The following is a 16,661-nucleotide window of genomic DNA, read 5'->3' as shown; positions in this document are numbered from 1 at the left end:
AAGGAGAGGTATGATGAAAATACGTTCACTCCATATAGCGAATTTCGGGAAATTTTCAAATCGAACCTTTCACTTTTCTGATGACGGTTTTCAGCTTGTTTACGGCCTGAATGAATCGGGGAAAACGACATTGAAGGCGTTTATTGAGTCGATGTTATTTGGTTTTTCTAAAAACAAGATGTACAAGCCGAAACAAGGATCTTTCTATGGCGGGTCCCTCACTTGCTTAGATGAGGAGTTAGGTGTCATTCACATTGAGAGATCGTCTGATCGAGGCGGTCAAGCACAGGTGTTTTTACCGAATGGTGAAGTGAAAGACGAAGCATTTCTACGCACTCTTTTAAAGGGAACGGATCGCAGATTATTTCAATCAATCTATTCATTTGATGTGTTTGGACTGCAAAATGTCCAAGCCTTAAACGAAGATCAAATCGGTGAATTCCTCCTTTTCTCAAGTTTATTTGGCTCAGATGCGGCTTCCAAGATGGATAGCAGGCTGCTTAAGCAGCAGGAGCAGCTGTTTAAACCAAATGGACGTAAGCCGGAATTAAACCAGCAGCTTGATCGTTTAAAAGAGCTGACTGGCCAGCTGAAACAAGCTAGATTGGCAGAAGGCCGTTATACAGAAAAAAAACGGGAGCATTCTGAATTAATAGAGACTATCGCAGCGCTTCAAAAGGAAATGAAGCAGACAGAAGAACAGATTCAGCAGTTAACTGAACACATTCAACTTTATCCCATGATAGAGAAGAAGATGGAGTTAAAAAAAGAATTAGCCCGTTATCCAGAACGAGTCAAACGCTTTAAAGCAGAAACAGAGCATGAATTGGATAAATTAGAATCACACCTTCACCCGAAAAAGGCTCAAATGGCTGCACTAAAGCAAAAATTAGATCATATGCAAACCTCGCTGGCCCAAATTCAACCGCTTCATGACAAGGATACGTTACTGGAGATGAAGCGTGTCGTTGATGAATCATCTCATGCTGAACTTGTCAAAAATCGCTTAGCAGAATGTAAAGCAGAACGTGATTCATTGAAACAAAAAATGGACGAAGCCGCAGCGAAGCTGAAGTGGCAGCGTTCAATCAAGCTCGATGAGATCGACGACTCCCTTGAATTTGAGTGGGAATTAAAGGAGGCTGTCAGCCAATACGTTCGTTTAATGGACAGAAAGGCACAGCTGGATGACCGGTTTGATCATGCAAGACATGAGCTGGAAGAAGCGGAAACCGCTTTAAAAGGGTTAAAAGAACAGCAGGCCAAACCACATAGTACAGTGGAAACTTGGGGGACAAGAGCAAAAGAGAAACAGGCTCATTCCCGGGCGTGGTTATTTCCTGTGATGGTGATGTTCGATGCTGCATTTCTGCTTGTCCTCTTCTTTTTAACAGAGTGGTGGGTTACTTTCTTATTTGCGGGATTTTCTGTTTTTGTCTTCTTTGCTATTTACCCATTTTTGAAATCGACACAGGTGAAACAGGGAAGCGGCGGGGGAACATTCGATTCCTTCCAAGTACAGGAAGCTTCAGCTGAAACGCTTGTGAGGCAGAAGGAGCTTTTGTACGAAAGGATCATCCGGCAATATGAAGACTGGGAGAAGGAGCTGGAACCTGTCCAGCACCAAGTAGAGGAAAAGAAAAGACAGCTGGGCTTGTCCTCAGAGCTTTCTTTCCTTGTAGAAGCCTTCCTTATTCTGAAGCAATTAAAAACGGATACAGCGGGATATGAGGAGCTTAGCCGGGAAATAGACGAGCTTGCCGGCCAGCAATCCAACTATGAGCACAGAGTGGAAGCGTTAAGCAGTCTTCTTCAACGAAAGGAAGGCACCATTCAAGAGCATATCTCGGCCTTTCAAGAGATATTGAAAGATGAGGCGAAAAGAGAAAAAGAACGTCAGACATTGGATGTATCGATTCAACATGTGAAGCAGCAGCTCACGACGCTAGAAGGGGAAATTGACTATTACGAAAAACAAATGGACGCGCTTTTTTGTCAAGTAGAGGCAGAGTCCAAAAAAGATTACCAAATTCTTTCTCATCTATCGAAAGAATATCGGGAACGGCTTTCCCATTTGCAGCAGCTGAATCAAGAGCTTCATAGAAGCGGCTGTTTTAATGAGGAAGAATCGATTGTTCGCAAAGGATTGCGTTTTCTTGAAGAGGAGTGTGCGGAAGCGAAGCAGCACTTGAATAACTTACAATTGAATGCGGCGAATATGGAAAAACGCCTGGCAGAACGAGCAGTGGAAATCCGGCAAATAGAAGCTTCGGGTACGGTGTCTGATTTGACTCATCAGCTTGCAGCTGAGCAGGAGCAGGCAAAGCACCTTGCGAAAAAATGGGCGGCAATTCAGCTTGTTCGCTCCGTCATTCGAGAAAAATTGAATGAACATAAAGAAAAAAGGCTGCCAGCTCTGCTGCAAACAGCCTCCCGCTTTATTCAGCCGTTAACGAATGATCGATATGAAGCCATTTTATTTTCACCCGAGGATGACCGGCTGATCTTGAAAAGGATGGATGGACGAATATTCCGCCCAGAGGAGCTCTCACAGGCAACATGTGAACAAGTCTATCTGGCCATTCGTTTTGCACTCGCCTTGTCTCATCAGCAGGAATGTCAGCTTCCGTTTATGATGGATGACAGCTTCGTTCATTTTGATCATGTTCGTCTAGGAAGAGTGCTGGAGCTGATGAATGAACTCACGCGTTTTGAAACACAGCTGTTTTATTTCACCTGTCATCAGCATATGGCGCAGGCAGCAGAACATGGACAGATTACGAGTTTAGCAGTTGAATGATTGACAAATAATGACTTATGTTATACTTATATGAGCAGAAACATGGAAGGAGCTTTTATTGAATGGCTAAAGGGATCATGACCTATGATGTCGGCGAACAAGTTGACCTGCATTTATTAATTAAATCATCTACTAAAGGGATTGCAAGTAATGGCAAACCATTTTTAACGCTCATTCTTCAAGATCAAAGTGGAGATATTGAGGCGAAACTATGGGATGCAAAGCAGAATGATGAAATCACCTATGGCCCGCAAACCATCGTGAAGGTAGTAGGCGACATTCATCATTATCGCGGGAGGAATCAGCTGAAGCTTAGGAATATACGCCCTGTTGCTGAAAACGAGCAAATTCGAATTGATGACTTTCTCGAAACAGCTCCTATTCCAAAACACGATATGATGGATACGATTATGCAATATATCTTTGATATGAAAAACCCTAATATTCAGCGCGTTACAAGGCATTTGCTGAAGAAATACGGACAGGAATTTGCTGATTATCCAGCAGCGACAAAAAATCATCACGAATTTGTCTCTGGACTCGCCTATCACGTCGTGTCCATGCTGCATTTAGCTAAATCCATTGTTGACCTATATCCATCACTAGATCGAGACCTTTTATATTCAGGCATCATTCTTCATGATTTAGGGAAAGTCAAAGAGCTTTCGGGTCCAGTCTCCACCACATATACAGTGGAAGGCAATTTAATTGGCCACATTTCCATTATGGTGACAGAAATTGCGAAAGCTGCGGAAGAGCTTAGCATTGATTCAGAAGAAATTCTCATTTTACAGCACTTAGTCTTGAGTCATCACGGAAAAGGAGAATGGGGCAGCCCGAAACCACCAATGGTGAAAGAAGCTGAAATTCTCCACTATATTGATAATTTAGATGCGAAAATGAACATGATGGATCGTGCGCTTGAGCATGTGAAACCAGGAGAATATACAGAACGTATTTTTGCACTTGAGAATCGTTCGTTTTATAAACCAACCTTCCATCACGAATAATCATGTCAAAACGTCCGTTTATGCGGGCGTTTTTTTTCATAACTTGTCTTCTTTTCGCATAAGCATGTAACACAAAGGAAGAGAGGAATGTCCTTAAGAAAAGGAGGCGATGAAAAAATGTTGTTTTTTCCGTGGTGGGTGTATGCATGTATTATCGGCATTATTTTCTGTGCGTATAAATTAATGACAACAGCCAAAGAGGAGCAAGAAATTGATCAATCCTTTATTGAAAAGGAAGGAGAAATATTTATCGAGCGAATGGAACAGGAAAGAGAGCGCAGACGTCAGGATCAGCAGGTGAAAAGAGCACAGGATACTGCGGCACATGAAGATCATTCGATTGCTTAATCTCGTCATACAAAAACCCCTCTGCACGATTACGGCAGAGGGGTTTTTTGTGATTACTGGTTTTGTTGTGTCTGCTGATTTTGTGCAGGCTGTTCAGATTTTTCTTTGAACGTTTTTTGAAGCTCTTTATCTTTTACTTTCACATCAGCATCTTTTACCAATTTGTTTAAGATGTTTTGGATTTCATTTGTGTCTGCTTGTTTTTGGTCAAGCAGTTCTTTTTTCAAGTCTGCTTTCATGTCATCGTATTTACCGCGTTCTTCGGTCTTTTTAATGATATGGTAGCCGAATTGGGATTTCACTGGCTTGCTGATTTCATTTACTTTTAGTTTGAAAGCAGCTTTGCTGAAGTTCTCGTCCATTTGACCTTCTTTTGCGAACCAGCCTACATCGCCGCCTTGTGCTGCTGAAGCGGTATCAGTTGAATATTCAGAGACAAGGGCATCCCATTTTTCACCTTTATCTAATTTCTTTTCCACTTCGTCAGCTGTTTTCTTATCAGCTACTAAAATGTGGCTTGCGCGGATTTTTCCTTTAAGGTCATCATAATATGCTTTTACTTCTTTATCAGTGATTTTGATGTTAGCTTTGGCAGCCTTTTGAGTCAGCAGCTCATATTTCACTTGATCTTTGATGTAATCTTTACCGAATTCATCTTGAAGCTGTTTTAAACGATCTTCACCAAGTGTCTTTTTATATTCTTCCAATTTCTTATCGATTTCTTTATCGGATACTTTGTATTTGTCAGCAAGAACCTTTTGTTGAACAAGTAGATTTAGCGCATCTCCACCTGCTTGTTTCTTAAGAGTTGTATAAAGTTCTCCTTTTGTGACATCTCCTGATTTTGTTGTTGCGATCACATCTTTATCACCGCTACTGCATGCGCCAAGAGTTAAAACACTTACTGCTGTTACAGCTGCTAAAGCCATTTTTTTCATTCAAAAAACACTCCTAATCTTTCCAATTTATTTATCATTGCTTGTATCATAACATATTGTGACATGCTGTAAAAAGAAATGCAAATGGAAGGGCATTCGTCTAGTCAAAAAATTGCGCGCGACATACACATATATTGATCACAAAAAGGAGGCTGAATTATATGGGAGCAGGATATTCTAATGGGTTTGCTTTATTGGTCGTGCTATTCATTTTGCTGATCATCGTTGGTGCAGCATATCTTTACTAATTAAATCGCTGTGACAGAAGGGAGCCGTCCTGCCGTGCGTAAGGGCGGTTCTTTTTTCAAACGATGACAGGTGCCTAAACGTTTTTAATTTTTCTGCATACACTGAGCTTAGAACAGAGGAAGAACTGGCAGGAGGTGTTTTCACATGGGAGGAGAAGTCTTTGCAGGCGGTTTTGCACTAGTCGTCGTATTATTCATCTTATTAATCATCATCGGTGCATCTTGGATTTGCTAATTAACATATACACAAAAAGCTGCCCTCAAACTGGCAGCTTTTGCTTTGATCTTAAATAGAAATGGTAATTTCAACAAATGATGAGATAAGTAAGATCAGTATCGATACATTGATAAAGCGAAACACCTTATCTTGCCGTTCTTCAGGAATCTCTCTGACAAGGCATAATGTATTAGTAAGCCTGTTTATTGAATACACAATAAACGCGGCAAAGACGATGAAGTAAAATAAAACTATCGGAGATCCCCCCTCTCTATGCTATTCCCATACTACATTACCAAATTTTTTATGAAAAAGATAGAAGTTGGCTTAAAAACCTCATGATGAGGAAGTTTGGTCAACTAAAATATCAAACTCGTCTTGAGCTTGATCGATGATGCAGGATTTAGGTGCTTTGAGCAGCTTCCATGCAAATAAAAAGTCAGGCAAACAATAGCCTGCATGTATACTTGCGATGATGATAAAATAGTGTGCGTACATGGGAAACGCCACGCCTAACACAAAGTAAACCGGTGAGATGACACAAAACGGGCTGAGAAGTGAAAAGAGCATCACTTTCTTAGGCACGCGCTGCCAGCAATTTCGTTTCATAAATAGCGTCATTTTTTTCTTGTTTTTCATCACTGGGATCAGGTGAACCACACGGTGGACAAGCAATGTCACAAGTAAGAGCACGGCAAATAGCGGTGCGTTATGGCTGCTTAGCCTCGTTTCAGGATGAGTCAGTTGAAAACATAAAAATGCCATAATGAAAAAAAGGATAGCAAGACTTATGGCTGAAATCATCATTCTCGTATAACCATAATCCTTTTCAAGATTAATGGTCTTCCAACAATTCATTTTTCATCCTTCCAATCTAAAAATCGAATTGAATATCTCAAGATAATTTACTCTTCCTGAGGATAAAAATCAATGGTTTTGATGAAAAAAAATAAAATGCTGCCTTCAAATGGAATAAAGAGAGGAAACTTTGGGTTTTTCAAGAAAAAAGAACAGAAGGGGGAGGTTCGTCTCTTTCGTCAATGAGTAATTTCGGCTAAAATAGAAGGACTAAGAGAAAGAGGGAACGTACATGAGTATTGAGGAACGAATGAGCCAGCTTGAATATTATATGGAACTTTTATTGACGACAGCCGATATGAGCCGTTATCCATATTATGCGTTATTGATCAGGCAGCGTGTATCGAAAGAAGAGGCAGAGGAAATTGAGCGTATTTGTGCTGAGCTTTCAGAGGAAATGGATAAGCAAAAAGCACAAGGCTACGTCATGTTTGACGATCTCCTTGCGCTCTTTGCGGGACAGTTAATTGAAAAGCTGGATGTTCATGAGACGATATTTGCTTTGCATGATCAAGGGCTGTTTCAGCCGCTAATGAATGAATTTATAAAGATCATTAAACAATTTGATTTGTTTTAGCCGCTTTTTCTGCTGCGTCTGCTGAGTCTTCAAGTTCTTCAGTCTTTTTCGTGACTTTTCCTCGCTCATTCAAAAAGTCCTTCTCAATGTTTGAAAACGATTTCTCAAAAATCTCCATGAAATCCTCGCCATAAATGTTTCGGATGATACACATCATTTCTAAAATCTCAGGGAACTTTCCGTAAATGTCATGAAGCGGCTGTGCGCCTTTGACAATACCAGTTCGGGCCGGGTCATAATCTTCGAGTAGTTTATGGAATGTCTCTTCGCCTTTTGGCGTTAGCTCAATATACGTATTGCGTTTATCGTTTAACTTTTTAGAAAATTTTAAAAATCCTCGTTCCTCCAGTTTCTTGGAGAAGTTAAACGCCGTTGATACATGCATGACGCCAAACTTTGCAATTTCTGATATTGAAGCTCCTTTTAATTGATACGCAATCCACAAAATATGATGTTCATTGATATTTAGGTTATACGGTTTGATCCACTGCTGCCAGTCCTTTTCAATGGATTTCCAAAGAGCTTTGCTCAATTGGGCCATTCTTTGACTGAATAAAAGTGCTTCTTTTACATCGAAAGGCTGTTCCGAATGATTCATCCATTTCACCTACTTCTCTTTTTCTTGTAATTCTATTATGCCAATAAAATAAAGATTAATAAAGCTGAAAATTCAAGAATTTTTAAAAGTCATGAAAAACATTGACAAAATAACCTTTTTTCAACAAAAAAAGTGCGGGATACGCACCCCGCACACTTTTGTAAACGAATATTTTTTTGTGAGTATATTAGTTTTGTAAGGTTTTCTCCAGTTGTTTGAGCTTTTCCTCAATTTCCTGAATTTCCTTTTGTAAGTCCTGTTGATGAGGTTTGATTTCTTCGCGCCATTGCTGAATCGATGTTTGCAATTCAGACCCGACTTCTTTAATCACCTCTGCGCTTTCTTTTGCTGTTTCCACAATTTGCTCTTTTAAAGCTTGTCCATCTCTTTTTAATTTTGTCAGCGTATCTTCGAATTTGTCATAGCCATCTTTCATCTTTCCACGCACATCTCTGCCAGAAGAGGGAGTCGTCAGGAGCACTGCCGCACCTCCGAGGAGACCGCCTACAAATAATCCTGTTAATAAAGAACGTCCACTAGCCATTCAAATCACCTCTAGTCAAATTTTACACATTCGCATGTTCTCTCTGAGCTGACGATCAGCTTCATTGAACTTCCATACATAGCTTGCTTTATTTTAGCATACTTTTGAAGAAAAGGGAGGGGAGAAGGTTGTCTGTCTTTCTGTTCGTTTTTATGTGTATCGGCATCGTTTTTACAGTTGGTTCAATTCATTATGCAAGACAGCTTGGGTATGCAGGGTCTTATCCGCCAAAACATGTCTTAAAGCAAAAAGCACTTGTGTGTGCGGCAGGTGCAGGGATTTCGCTCCTCATTTTGCTGCTGACCCTTTTTCTTTTATAAAAGCATGAAAAAAACCTCTTCATCTATCATGAAGAGGTTCGGTTATTCGTTAAGCAACTTCTATCATTCTTGCACGTCTCAAAATGGACTGGGCAATTGGGAAGACAAATACCATAGCAATGGTATTAATCACGGCTGCTGGCAGGACCACGCCCACAAGAAGTGCCGGTAATGCAGCTGGCAGTCCAGTGATCAGTAAAGCGGCAGATAGGAAAATCACACCGGATACGATCGTTCCAATCGCAGTTAACGCAGCGGTCAGCACCACTTTGTTCTTTATCTTCAAGCAAGATAGGAAAAGGGCTAGGAAGATAAAGGCTGTTACTGGCTTATCAATCATATTCGGAATTTGTCCGCCTGGAAATCCCGTTGTTAATGCAGAAATGACGCCAGTCACTAGCGCAATCACGACGACATGCTGTACCTTTGGAAAAAGGATGATGCTTAAAAACATCATGACCAGCATCATATCAGGTTTCATTCCGAAAAAGATGGGCGGGAAAATCGTATGCAAAACAGCTCCCATTGCTGCAAGCAATGACATAATCACTAATTCTTTTGTTTTCATTTCTATGCTCTCCTCTGCTAAGCTCTTATAGGACTCTCCAATAATATGGCTCATCATTTATTGCAAGAGTCATGACTTTATATTTCTCGTTATTATAACAAATTTATTTCCCTATAGAAAAGCCTTTTTACTCATTTTCTTGCTGGAACTTTTTCATAAAGTCCGCAAGCTTTTGGCAGTCTTCAATTGAGACCGCATTGTAAATAGATGCTCTGCATCCGCCAACAGAACGGTGGCCGGCAAGTCCAACCATTTGCTCTTGCTTTGCTTTTTCCACAAAGGATGACGTAAGTGCATCATCGCGAAGAGTAAAGGTGACATTCATATGCGAACGGCTGTCAGGACGCGCATGTCCTTGATAAAAACCGCCGCTTTGATCAATTGTATCATAGAGAATGCCTGCTTTTTGTTCATTGCGTTTTTCCGCTGCTTCTACACCGCCAGCATGTTTGACATGCTCAAGGACAAGTGACAGCATATAAATCGCAAAAGTCGGTGGTGTATGGTAAAGAGAATTGGCTTTTGCGTGTGTTGAATATTTTAATATTTTTGGCGTGCTGCTTTTCTCTTTCTCTAATAAACGTTTGCGCGCAATCACAATCGTGATACCTGAAGGTCCTAGGTTTTTTTGTGCCCCGGCATAGATGAAATCAAATGAAGAAACGTCTATTTTCTTGCTGAGAATGTCACTGGACATATCCGCAATGAGCGGGAGTGACGTGTTCGGGAATGTTTTCCACTGAGTGCCGAAGATCGTATTGTTCGATGTGATGTGTAAGTAAGCACCATCTGTTAAATCGGAAGCATCTACTTCTGGAATATACGAGTAGTTGTCGTCTTCACTTGAAGCAAGCACAGATGTCTGACCAAACCCTTTTGCTTCTGACAATGCTTTTTCAGACCAAGCGCCTGTTTGAATGAAATGAGCTGTTTCGCCTTCATGTAAAAAGTTCATAGGAATCATCGCAAATTGAAGACTAGCCCCGCCTTGTAAAAAGAGGACTTCATAATCTTCTGGAATGTCCATCAGCTCCACCAAAAGCGCTTTTGCTTTATTGTGTACTTCTTCATATTCACCGCTGCGATGAGAAAGCTCCATCACAGACATCCCAGTTTGTTTAAAATCAACAAGTTCTTCCTGTGCTTTTTGAAGCACTTCTAGCGGCAGTGCCGCCGGACCAGCATTAAAATTCGTCGTTCGCTTCATCACAATCTCTCCCTATTTCTCGCGTTAATGGATCAAAAGATAAAACCATCCTATCACAAATTTGAAGCATTTGGACAAAAAATTTGAATCGTTCAAAATATCTTACTATTAGGAGATGGAAGCAATGAAAAGGGGCAAAAATAAGAAATACCTCATCTGTTAAGATGAGGTGCATATTGTTGACAAAGGGCTAAAATGATCTTTATTTTAGCCCTTTGTCTTCTTTTCAGCGTGAAAGAAAACCTTTGAAGTCTAGGAAGCTCGAGCACTGGAGCGGAGCGAATTTGACATTCGTGAGCACCAGCGCGAAAGAGCTGACAACGAATGCGAGGGTTTGTCTACACGCTGAACCTCATCTGTTAAGATGAGGTAAGCCGTGTGTGAATAGCAGAAGAAATGTCTTTTAAATCCTCTGACGTGTATTGATCTTGATGTGATTTCCATACGGCACCAAAGCCATCGCCTTTTCCGTAGCGCGGAATGATATGCATATGGTAATGGAACACGGATTGTCCGGCTTTTTCACCGTTGTTGTTCAGGAGGTTTAACCCAATTGGTTCAAACTCCTGTTTGATTGCCCTTGCAATTTTCGGAATCGCTTGGAAGTAGTGATTAGATACTTCTGGTGTCATCTCGTAGATGTTTTCTTTATGTATTTTCGGGATTACAAGGGTATGTCCTTTTGTTACTTGGCTGATATCAAGAAAAGCCAATACATGCTCGTCTTCATATAATTTTGCACATGGAATGTCTCCATCAATGATCTTGCAAAAAATGCAGTCGCTCACGCCATGTCACTCCTCATTATTTTTCCTTTATCGTATCACAAAAAGAAGCAAAAAAGAAAACAGGACAAGCGAACTCCTTTGGTCGCTCATCCTGCTCCTGCAGAAGAAATGCTGATGCTTTCATTCGAATGCCTTTTGAATTCTCTATTTACTGAAATAAAGAATTCATATGCCTGCTATTTCTGCCGTAAACACCTCATTTGACGTTTTGGTTTGTCGTATACATATTGTATAGGACACAAAAATCAAGAATCAGTGAAGCAAAACAGAAGCTAAGGTTTTTAGATGAAAAACCAACTTGTCATGCGGTTCTTTGCCTTTAACAAACACCTCATTTACTTATTGGTCATCAAGTTCATTTCTTCTACATACATTATGATGACCAAAGCGTGTATTTTTTATTCATGACTCGTCTATAGGTAAACATTTCAAATTATCATTCGTTTTTGTTACTATAAAGGAAAAAAGAAAGAAAGGAACGAATTCATGTCCCTTCTCACTGTAAAAGATGTAACGGGTGGATATACGAAGAATCCCGTTCTAAAAAATATTTCATTTGAATTAGAAAGAAATCAAATCGTCGGTCTCATTGGCTTAAACGGGGCGGGGAAAAGTACAACCATCCGCCATATTATCGGGCTCATGAAACCGCATAAAGGTGTCATTGAATTGAATGGACGAACCCTTCAAGACGACCAAGAGGCGTATCGTTCACAATTTACGTTTATTCCTGAAACACCTGTTTTATATGAAGAATTAACGTTAAAAGAGCATTTAGAGCTGACCGCGATGGCTTACGGTCTATCAAAGGAACAATTAGACAAACGTCTGCCATCATTGCTGAAAGAATTTCGAATGGAGAAACGGCTGAAATGGTTCCCTGCTCATTTTTCAAAAGGAATGAAGCAGAAGGTCATGATTATGTGTGCATTCCTTGTTGAACCAGAGCTGTATATCATCGATGAACCGTTTTTAGGGCTTGATCCTCTTGCGATCAATGCACTGCTTGAACGGATGAACGCTGCGAAGAAAAGCGGCGCTAGTGTCCTGATGTCAACGCATATTTTGGCGACAGCTGAGCGCTATTGTGATTCCTTCATTATTTTGCACGAAGGGGAAATCAGAGCGAAAGGAACACTGACAGAGCTGAGAGAACAGTTCAATATGAAAGATGCGACACTCGATGATCTTTATTTGGAATTAACAAAGGAAGAAAGCTATGAGTAAAACAACACAAACCATTTGGAAATCAAGATTAGAGGAACACGTACAAGAAACAAGAAAATACTTAAAATACATGTTCAACGATCATCTTGTCATTGTGCTCATTTTTTTCCTTGCAGGCGGAGCAAGCTGGTACAGCAGCTGGCTTAAACATATTCCGGCTCACTTCCCATCTTACTGGGTGATGGCAGTTGTTTTCTCATTGGTACTCACAAGCTCATACGTACGTACGTTGATTAAAGAAGCAGATCTCGTGTTTTTGCTTCCTTTGGAAGGGAAGATGGAGCCTTACTTAAAACAAGCTTTTAACTTCAGCTTCATTTCTCAGCTGTTTCCTCTCATTGCTGTATCTATTGTCGCACTTCCGCTTTATTCGGCGGTGTCTTCAGGAGGCATCACGGGGTATGTGCTGATACTGGCGCAAATGATCTTAATAAAGGGACTTAATACAGCCATTCAATGGAGAATCACTTATTTTCAAGGAAAACACGTAAGATGGCTCGATGCAGCCCTTCGTTTTCTATTAAATGTGATGTTGATCTACACCGTTTTACAGGCAGCCTATGCGATTGCAATCGTTTTTTATCTTATCTATGGTGTCTATCTCGTCTACTTAACAAATGCAGTGAAAAAACAGCCCTTTCAATGGGAAATGCATATTTCTGATGAATTAAAACGGAAGCAGCGCTTTTATCGTTTGGCAAACTTATTTACAGATGTGCCTCACTTAAAGAAACAGGTGAAAAGAAGAGCATATATGGACTGGCTTATGAAGTTTGTTCCTTATGATCAGCGTAAAACTTTTTCTTATATGTATGTGAGGGCGTTTGTCCGCTCAAATGACTATTTTGGTCTCGTGTTTAGATTAACGGCCGTGTTTGTCCTGATTATTTTGTATACAGGTGCAGCAGGCTGGGTGGGTGCGTTACTTGTCTTGTTCACAGTATTTATCACAGGTGTACAGCTTGTGCCGTTAACGAAGCACTTTGCTCATCTTTCATTACAGGCACTTTATCCTGTTTCTCAAAAAGAAAAACATCGAAGCTTTTTTGTTCTCGTCCGTAATGTGCTGATCATTCAATCAATCTTGCTGAGCTGTGCGGTACTTCCAGCAGGAGGCTGGCAGGGAAGCGGACTGGCCCTTCTCATTTCTTTAGTGTTTGTGCTTGTCCTCTTTAAGCCTTACGTACAAAGCAGGTTAAAAAAGATGAGATAAGTGGAGATATGTTTTTTACAGCGAGCGTATGATGACATCAAGGAGGGGACCGGATGAATGCAGCTGAACGGAAGTTGTATGAAGAAGCCATTCTTTTTCAAACACGTTTTTTAAGAAAACCATCAAAGATCGAACGGTTTTCAAAAGGAGTTCAGCAGCAGGTGAACCGCCGAATTCCTGCCAGATTTCATCAAGTCATCACAAGTGCGATCAAAACAATGGTTGAATCCACCGTATCAGGATCACACTTCACTTCATTTTCAGTGATTGATGAACAATTATCGATTGTAGAACGAAATGAACTGGCAAAAGATAAAGTGAAGTATTACCAAAAGGCGGCTGCCATCGAAGGGATTGGAACAGGTGCAGGCGGTTTATTTCTCGGAATGGCAGACTTTCCGCTGCTGCTGAGTATAAAGATGAAATGTCTTTATGAGCTGGCAAGTATATATGGCTTTGATTTATCTCAAAAGGAGGAAAGACTCTTTTTGCTCTGTATATTTCAACTTGCCTTTTCCAGCAGTGCACATCGTCAAAAAATGATGAAGATCATAGATGATTGGGAAACGAGCCGCGAGGAAATGGATTGGTACAGCTTTCAGCAGGAGTATCGAGATTACATTGATCTTGTGAAGCTGTTTCAATTAATGCCGGTCGTCGGAGCCGCTGTTGGCGGGGTGGCGAATCATCAGCTGACAGGACAGCTCGGAGATGTCGCACGCCATGTGTTTCACTTGCGAATATTGAAAGAAATGAAATAGAAAAGCCGCTGAGGACAGCGGCTTCAGATTGTTGACAAAGGGCTAAAATAATCTTTATTTTAGCCCTTTGTCTTCTTTTCAGCACAGCGTGATAGAGAACCTTTGCAGTCTAGGAAGGACGAGCAGCGGAGCGGAGCGAATTTGACATTCGTGAGCACCGGAGCGCAGACCTGACACCGAATGCGAGGGTTTGTCTACACGCTGAAACCGCTGAGGACAGCGGCTTTTTTTATTCATTGTAGGAAAGAACGGCGTTCGCGAGTACCTTTGCTGCGACAGGCATTGCTTTTTCGTTGATATCAAATTTTGGATGATGATGTGGATACACGTCCTGGCTGTTTTCCGGCATGGCGCCTGTGTAGAAGAAGGTACCAGGGACATGCTGAAGGTAATAAGCAAAGTCTTCTCCGCCCATTTGGGTTTCCGCTTCTTTTACTTCTGTGACACCTTCTGTCTGGTTTGCGATGCCAGCAATATATTCAGTCGGCTTTGGATGGTTTTTGACAGCAGGGTATCCTCTGACGTACTCATATGTGTAGGCAGCATCATGCATCTGGCATACCCCTTTTACCACCTGTTCAATTTCTCGTTCAATCATTTGACGTGCACTTTCTTCAAAGGATCGTGCAGTACCAGTTAAAACAGCTGAATCTGCAATGACGTTAAAGGCATTCTCTGCTACAAAACCTCCAACAGAGACCACAGCAGAATCAATCGGATTGATTTTACGGGCAACGACTTGCTGCAGGTTTGCGACGATTTGTGAACCGATGAGTACGGCATCTTTTGTTAAATGAGGCTGGGCGCCATGTCCGCCTTTCCCTTGAACTTGAATAGAGAAGCGATCAGCGGCTGCCATAAAGTTCCCGCTTTTATAAAGAATCGTGCCACAAGGCTCTGAAGACCAAAGGTGTGTACCAAATATCACATCGACACCGTCTAAACAGCCGTCTTCAATCATCGGTTTTGCACCGCCTGGAGCATATTCTTCCGCATGCTGATGAATGAGGACGATCTTCCCTTTTAATTGATCACGATGCGTATGCAAGATTTTTGCTAATACAAGAAGTGTCGCAGTATGCCCATCGTGACCGCACGCATGCATCACACCAGGCTTTGTTGATTTGTAAGGCACATCCTTTTCATCGTGGATGGGAAGTGCATCAAAATCAGCTCTGAGGGCAATGGTTGGCCCCGGAGAAGCTCCTTCAATAAATGCGAGTACACCATGGCCGCCCACCTGAGTACGCGTAGGTATTTGTAATGTATCATAGTAGTTGGCGATGAAAGCGGCTGTTTCTTCTTCCTGAAAAGAAAGTTCAGGATTCATATGGAGATGGCGTCTAATTTCAACCATTTCCTCATAATGTTCATCAAGACGTTCATTGATGCTTTTTTGTAAAGTGGATATTGTCATTGAATCGAAAACCTCCTTCATGCTCTTTTACTGATTGTATGGTAATTGTTAGAATCTTTCAACAGAAGAGGATTCGTGGTCAGTATCAAAAGGTCATTTTACATAAAAGTCGAAGTTGAATATGAAGCAGGGAAAGGGAGGAGTAGCGTTGGGAAGCTGTCCAAATTGTTCAAAAACATTTTCTTTCGTCGAAAAGTTTCATTTATCACATACGAAAATGATGATGTGTCCAAGCTGCCGTCATCAAATTAGAGAAACGTTTGTCTCAAAAATGAGTTTTTTTATGATCTGCTTGATTCCGCTATTGGTGCTGCTGATTCAATTGAAAGGTGCTTCACCTATGTTGAAGTGGCCGATCCTATTAGGTTGGATATTGCTGAATTTCTATGTGCTTCAGCCGATCATTCATCGGTATGAGCTGAAATCAAGCGGATAAAATGAAGAGCCCAGCGACTGGGCTTTTTTTGATGAAAAAAAGAAGTGCTGAGAGCAGCACTTCCTTAATTGTCTGTGACGGCATGGTAGGATGTGAGGTAAGCTGGACGAGAAAAAATGGAACCTGTATCCTCGTGTGGCTGAAAGAATGCTTCTGATTCTTGAAAGTCTTGAAATAAGTCCTCTGATTCCCAAAGTGTCAAAATCAAATAAACTTCTTCATCTTTTTGAGGTCTTAAAACGCGAAGAGCCTGGAAGCCGCGCTGATGTTCTGAGATGTTCGTCTTTTTCTGAAAGGTGGATTCAAACAGTGCTCTGCTTTCAAGCTTAACAGGGATATGATTCAAGGTGACGAAACCAGATTGGACAAGCTCGCCTTTCGCATAAATCACATCATAGGCATGAGGGGCTTTAAATACAGTCTCACCCTCCGTTTCATGAAAAAGAGCTGCTTGTTCTTTTCCGACCATATAAAGCAGATTTTCCAGATGGTGTTTCTTTGCGATTTTATGCAAAAAATCTGCTGTTCCATATGTAATATAGAAATTCATCTAAACCGCCTCCTGCTTGATAGTATAACAAAAGAA

The 16,661-nt window shown here is 41.1% G+C and carries 21 protein-coding genes; 11 read left to right on the top strand and 10 right to left on the bottom strand.

Annotated elements, in window-relative coordinates:
- Window positions 1-13: 13 nt before the first annotated feature.
- The 3 genes from JVX94_RS09570 to JVX94_RS09560 all read left to right on the top strand — a co-directional run bounded on the left by JVX94_RS09570 (window position 14) and on the right by JVX94_RS09560 (window position 4,158).
- Window positions 14-2,800, top strand: coding sequence for an ATP-binding protein (locus tag JVX94_RS09570; protein WP_205185419.1), 2,787 nt, complete (start codon window positions 14-16; stop codon window positions 2,798-2,800).
- Between the two features lie 62 nt (window positions 2,801-2,862).
- Window positions 2,863-3,810, top strand: coding sequence for a 3'-5' exoribonuclease YhaM (yhaM, locus tag JVX94_RS09565; RefSeq protein WP_024425447.1), 948 nt, complete (start codon window positions 2,863-2,865; stop codon window positions 3,808-3,810).
- A gap of 117 nt (window positions 3,811-3,927) precedes the next feature.
- Complete coding sequence (locus JVX94_RS09560; protein WP_205185541.1) at window positions 3,928-4,158, top strand: sporulation YhaL family protein; 231 nt, start codon at window positions 3,928-3,930, stop codon at window positions 4,156-4,158.
- Window positions 4,159-4,211: 53 nt separating this feature from the next.
- Here the strand turns inward: JVX94_RS09560 and JVX94_RS09555 are convergent, their stop codons facing one another.
- Window positions 4,212-5,096, bottom strand: a complete 885-nt coding sequence (locus JVX94_RS09555; protein WP_095408115.1) for a peptidylprolyl isomerase — start codon at window positions 5,094-5,096, stop codon at window positions 4,212-4,214.
- Window positions 5,097-5,257: 161 nt separating this feature from the next.
- Between JVX94_RS09555 and JVX94_RS09550 the strand changes: the two genes are divergently transcribed.
- Both JVX94_RS09550 and JVX94_RS09545 read left to right on the top strand, forming a co-directional pair.
- Window positions 5,258-5,344 (top strand): YjcZ family sporulation protein, encoded by an 87-nt coding sequence (locus tag JVX94_RS09550; RefSeq protein ID WP_008361129.1) that lies wholly within the window; start codon window positions 5,258-5,260, stop codon window positions 5,342-5,344.
- A 145-nt stretch (window positions 5,345-5,489) separates the two neighbouring features.
- Entirely contained in the window at window positions 5,490-5,579 is a 90-nt protein-coding gene (locus tag JVX94_RS09545) for a YjcZ family sporulation protein (RefSeq protein ID WP_017360317.1), read from the top strand.
- 51 nt (window positions 5,580-5,630) lie between these two features.
- On the opposite strand, the gene JVX94_RS19575 is transcribed toward JVX94_RS09545, so the two are convergent.
- Both JVX94_RS19575 and JVX94_RS09540 read right to left on the bottom strand, forming a co-directional pair.
- On the bottom strand, window positions 5,631-5,816 hold the full coding sequence (locus JVX94_RS19575; RefSeq protein WP_072368131.1) for a hypothetical protein: 186 nt from the start codon (window positions 5,814-5,816) through the stop codon (window positions 5,631-5,633).
- Between the two features lie 81 nt (window positions 5,817-5,897).
- Window positions 5,898-6,419: a DUF3267 domain-containing protein gene (locus JVX94_RS09540; protein ID WP_039177576.1), complete on the bottom strand. Its 522-nt coding sequence runs from the start codon at window positions 6,417-6,419 to the stop codon at window positions 5,898-5,900.
- Window positions 6,420-6,651: 232 nt separating this feature from the next.
- On the opposite strand from JVX94_RS09540, the gene JVX94_RS09535 reads away from it, so the two are divergent.
- Entirely contained in the window at window positions 6,652-6,996 is a 345-nt protein-coding gene (locus tag JVX94_RS09535) for a YhaI family protein (RefSeq protein ID WP_095408116.1), read from the top strand.
- Here the strand turns inward: JVX94_RS09535 and JVX94_RS09530 are convergent.
- A complete protein-coding gene (locus tag JVX94_RS09530; protein ID WP_095408117.1) occupies window positions 6,974-7,594 on the bottom strand; it encodes an HTH-type transcriptional regulator Hpr in 621 nt (206 codons plus the stop codon). The genes JVX94_RS09535 and JVX94_RS09530 overlap by 23 nt on opposite strands.
- Window positions 7,595-7,781: 187 nt before the next feature.
- Window positions 7,782-8,138, bottom strand: a complete 357-nt coding sequence (locus JVX94_RS09525; protein WP_048238393.1) for a YtxH domain-containing protein — start codon at window positions 8,136-8,138, stop codon at window positions 7,782-7,784.
- 128 nt (window positions 8,139-8,266) lie between these two features.
- On the opposite strand from JVX94_RS09525, the gene yhzF reads away from it, so the two are divergent.
- Window positions 8,267-8,458, top strand: a complete 192-nt coding sequence (yhzF, locus tag JVX94_RS09520; protein WP_041117013.1) for a membrane protein YhzF — start codon at window positions 8,267-8,269, stop codon at window positions 8,456-8,458.
- A 49-nt stretch (window positions 8,459-8,507) separates the two neighbouring features.
- Here the strand turns inward: yhzF and JVX94_RS09515 are convergent, their stop codons facing one another.
- From JVX94_RS09515 to JVX94_RS09505, 3 genes are all read right to left on the bottom strand, one after another.
- Entirely contained in the window at window positions 8,508-9,026 is a 519-nt protein-coding gene (locus JVX94_RS09515) for a tryptophan transporter (protein ID WP_095408118.1), read from the bottom strand.
- Window positions 9,027-9,153: 127 nt separating this feature from the next.
- Entirely contained in the window at window positions 9,154-10,233 is a 1,080-nt protein-coding gene (gene serC / locus JVX94_RS09510; protein ID WP_095408119.1) for a 3-phosphoserine/phosphohydroxythreonine transaminase, read from the bottom strand.
- 359 nt (window positions 10,234-10,592) lie between these two features.
- The gene (locus JVX94_RS09505) at window positions 10,593-11,021 is read right to left on the bottom strand and encodes an HIT family protein (protein WP_205185416.1); all 429 of its coding nucleotides are present in this window, start codon (window positions 11,019-11,021) and stop codon (window positions 10,593-10,595) included.
- A gap of 486 nt (window positions 11,022-11,507) precedes the next feature.
- On the opposite strand from JVX94_RS09505, the gene JVX94_RS09500 reads away from it, so the two are divergent.
- Genes JVX94_RS09500 through JVX94_RS09490 form a run of 3 tightly spaced genes read left to right on the top strand, consistent with a single transcriptional unit; the run spans window position 11,508 to window position 14,222 of the window.
- Window positions 11,508-12,248: an ABC transporter ATP-binding protein gene (locus JVX94_RS09500; protein ID WP_205185413.1), complete on the top strand. Its 741-nt coding sequence runs from the start codon at window positions 11,508-11,510 to the stop codon at window positions 12,246-12,248.
- Window positions 12,241-13,461: an ABC transporter permease gene (locus tag JVX94_RS09495; protein WP_205185410.1), complete on the top strand. Its 1,221-nt coding sequence runs from the start codon at window positions 12,241-12,243 to the stop codon at window positions 13,459-13,461. The genes JVX94_RS09500 and JVX94_RS09495 overlap by 8 nt, the downstream gene beginning before the upstream one ends.
- A 53-nt stretch (window positions 13,462-13,514) precedes the next feature.
- The gene (locus tag JVX94_RS09490) at window positions 13,515-14,222 is read left to right on the top strand and encodes an EcsC family protein (RefSeq protein ID WP_205185407.1); all 708 of its coding nucleotides are present in this window, start codon (window positions 13,515-13,517) and stop codon (window positions 14,220-14,222) included.
- 229 nt (window positions 14,223-14,451) lie between these two features.
- Here JVX94_RS09490 and JVX94_RS09485 read toward each other — a convergent pair whose 3' ends face one another.
- Window positions 14,452-15,639, bottom strand: a complete 1,188-nt coding sequence (locus JVX94_RS09485) for a M20 family metallopeptidase (protein ID WP_205185404.1) — start codon at window positions 15,637-15,639, stop codon at window positions 14,452-14,454.
- 283 nt (window positions 15,640-15,922) lie between these two features.
- On the opposite strand from JVX94_RS09485, the gene JVX94_RS19570 reads away from it, so the two are divergent.
- Entirely contained in the window at window positions 15,923-16,075 is a 153-nt protein-coding gene (locus tag JVX94_RS19570; RefSeq protein ID WP_223250951.1) for a hypothetical protein, read from the top strand.
- A gap of 64 nt (window positions 16,076-16,139) precedes the next feature.
- On the opposite strand, the gene JVX94_RS09475 is transcribed toward JVX94_RS19570, so the two are convergent.
- Window positions 16,140-16,625, bottom strand: a complete 486-nt coding sequence (locus JVX94_RS09475; RefSeq protein WP_144470071.1) for an antibiotic biosynthesis monooxygenase family protein — start codon at window positions 16,623-16,625, stop codon at window positions 16,140-16,142.
- Window positions 16,626-16,661 lie beyond the last annotated feature (36 nt).

It is taken from the genome of Bacillus sp. PDNC022, assembly GCF_016919285.1.
Lineage (GTDB): Bacteria > Bacillota > Bacilli > Bacillales > Bacillaceae > Bacillus > Bacillus safensis.
The sequence above is the reverse complement of the archived record's forward strand: the minus strand, read 5'-3'. Positions and strand labels throughout refer to the sequence as shown.

Bases quoted from the DNA above. Each gene is read 5' to 3' on its own strand.
- JVX94_RS09570 (WP_205185419.1), top strand. From the start codon at position 14: ATGAAAATACGTTCACTCCATATAGCGAATTTCGGGAAATTTTCAAAT.
- yhaM (WP_024425447.1), top strand. From the start codon at position 2,863: ATGGCTAAAGGGATCATGACCTATGATGTCGGCGAACAAGTTGACCTG.
- JVX94_RS09560 (WP_205185541.1), top strand. From the start codon at position 3,928: ATGTTGTTTTTTCCGTGGTGGGTGTATGCATGTATTATCGGCATTATT.
- JVX94_RS09555 (WP_095408115.1), bottom strand. From the start codon at position 5,096: ATGAAAAAAATGGCTTTAGCAGCTGTAACAGCAGTAAGTGTTTTAACT.
- JVX94_RS09550 (WP_008361129.1), top strand. From the start codon at position 5,258: ATGGGAGCAGGATATTCTAATGGGTTTGCTTTATTGGTCGTGCTATTC.
- JVX94_RS09545 (WP_017360317.1), top strand. From the start codon at position 5,490: ATGGGAGGAGAAGTCTTTGCAGGCGGTTTTGCACTAGTCGTCGTATTA.
- JVX94_RS09540 (WP_039177576.1), bottom strand. From the start codon at position 6,419: ATGAATTGTTGGAAGACCATTAATCTTGAAAAGGATTATGGTTATACG.
- JVX94_RS09535 (WP_095408116.1), top strand. From the start codon at position 6,652: ATGAGTATTGAGGAACGAATGAGCCAGCTTGAATATTATATGGAACTT.
- JVX94_RS09530 (WP_095408117.1), bottom strand. From the start codon at position 7,594: ATGAATCATTCGGAACAGCCTTTCGATGTAAAAGAAGCACTTTTATTC.
- JVX94_RS09525 (WP_048238393.1), bottom strand. From the start codon at position 8,138: ATGGCTAGTGGACGTTCTTTATTAACAGGATTATTTGTAGGCGGTCTC.
- JVX94_RS09515 (WP_095408118.1), bottom strand. From the start codon at position 9,026: ATGAAAACAAAAGAATTAGTGATTATGTCATTGCTTGCAGCAATGGGA.
- serC (WP_095408119.1), bottom strand. From the start codon at position 10,233: ATGAAGCGAACGACGAATTTTAATGCTGGTCCGGCGGCACTGCCGCTA.
- JVX94_RS09500 (WP_205185413.1), top strand. From the start codon at position 11,508: ATGTCCCTTCTCACTGTAAAAGATGTAACGGGTGGATATACGAAGAAT.
- JVX94_RS09495 (WP_205185410.1), top strand. From the start codon at position 12,241: ATGAGTAAAACAACACAAACCATTTGGAAATCAAGATTAGAGGAACAC.
- JVX94_RS09490 (WP_205185407.1), top strand. From the start codon at position 13,515: ATGAATGCAGCTGAACGGAAGTTGTATGAAGAAGCCATTCTTTTTCAA.
- JVX94_RS09485 (WP_205185404.1), bottom strand. From the start codon at position 15,639: ATGACAATATCCACTTTACAAAAAAGCATCAATGAACGTCTTGATGAA.
- JVX94_RS19570 (WP_223250951.1), top strand. From the start codon at position 15,923: ATGATCTGCTTGATTCCGCTATTGGTGCTGCTGATTCAATTGAAAGGT.
- JVX94_RS09475 (WP_144470071.1), bottom strand. From the start codon at position 16,625: ATGAATTTCTATATTACATATGGAACAGCAGATTTTTTGCATAAAATC.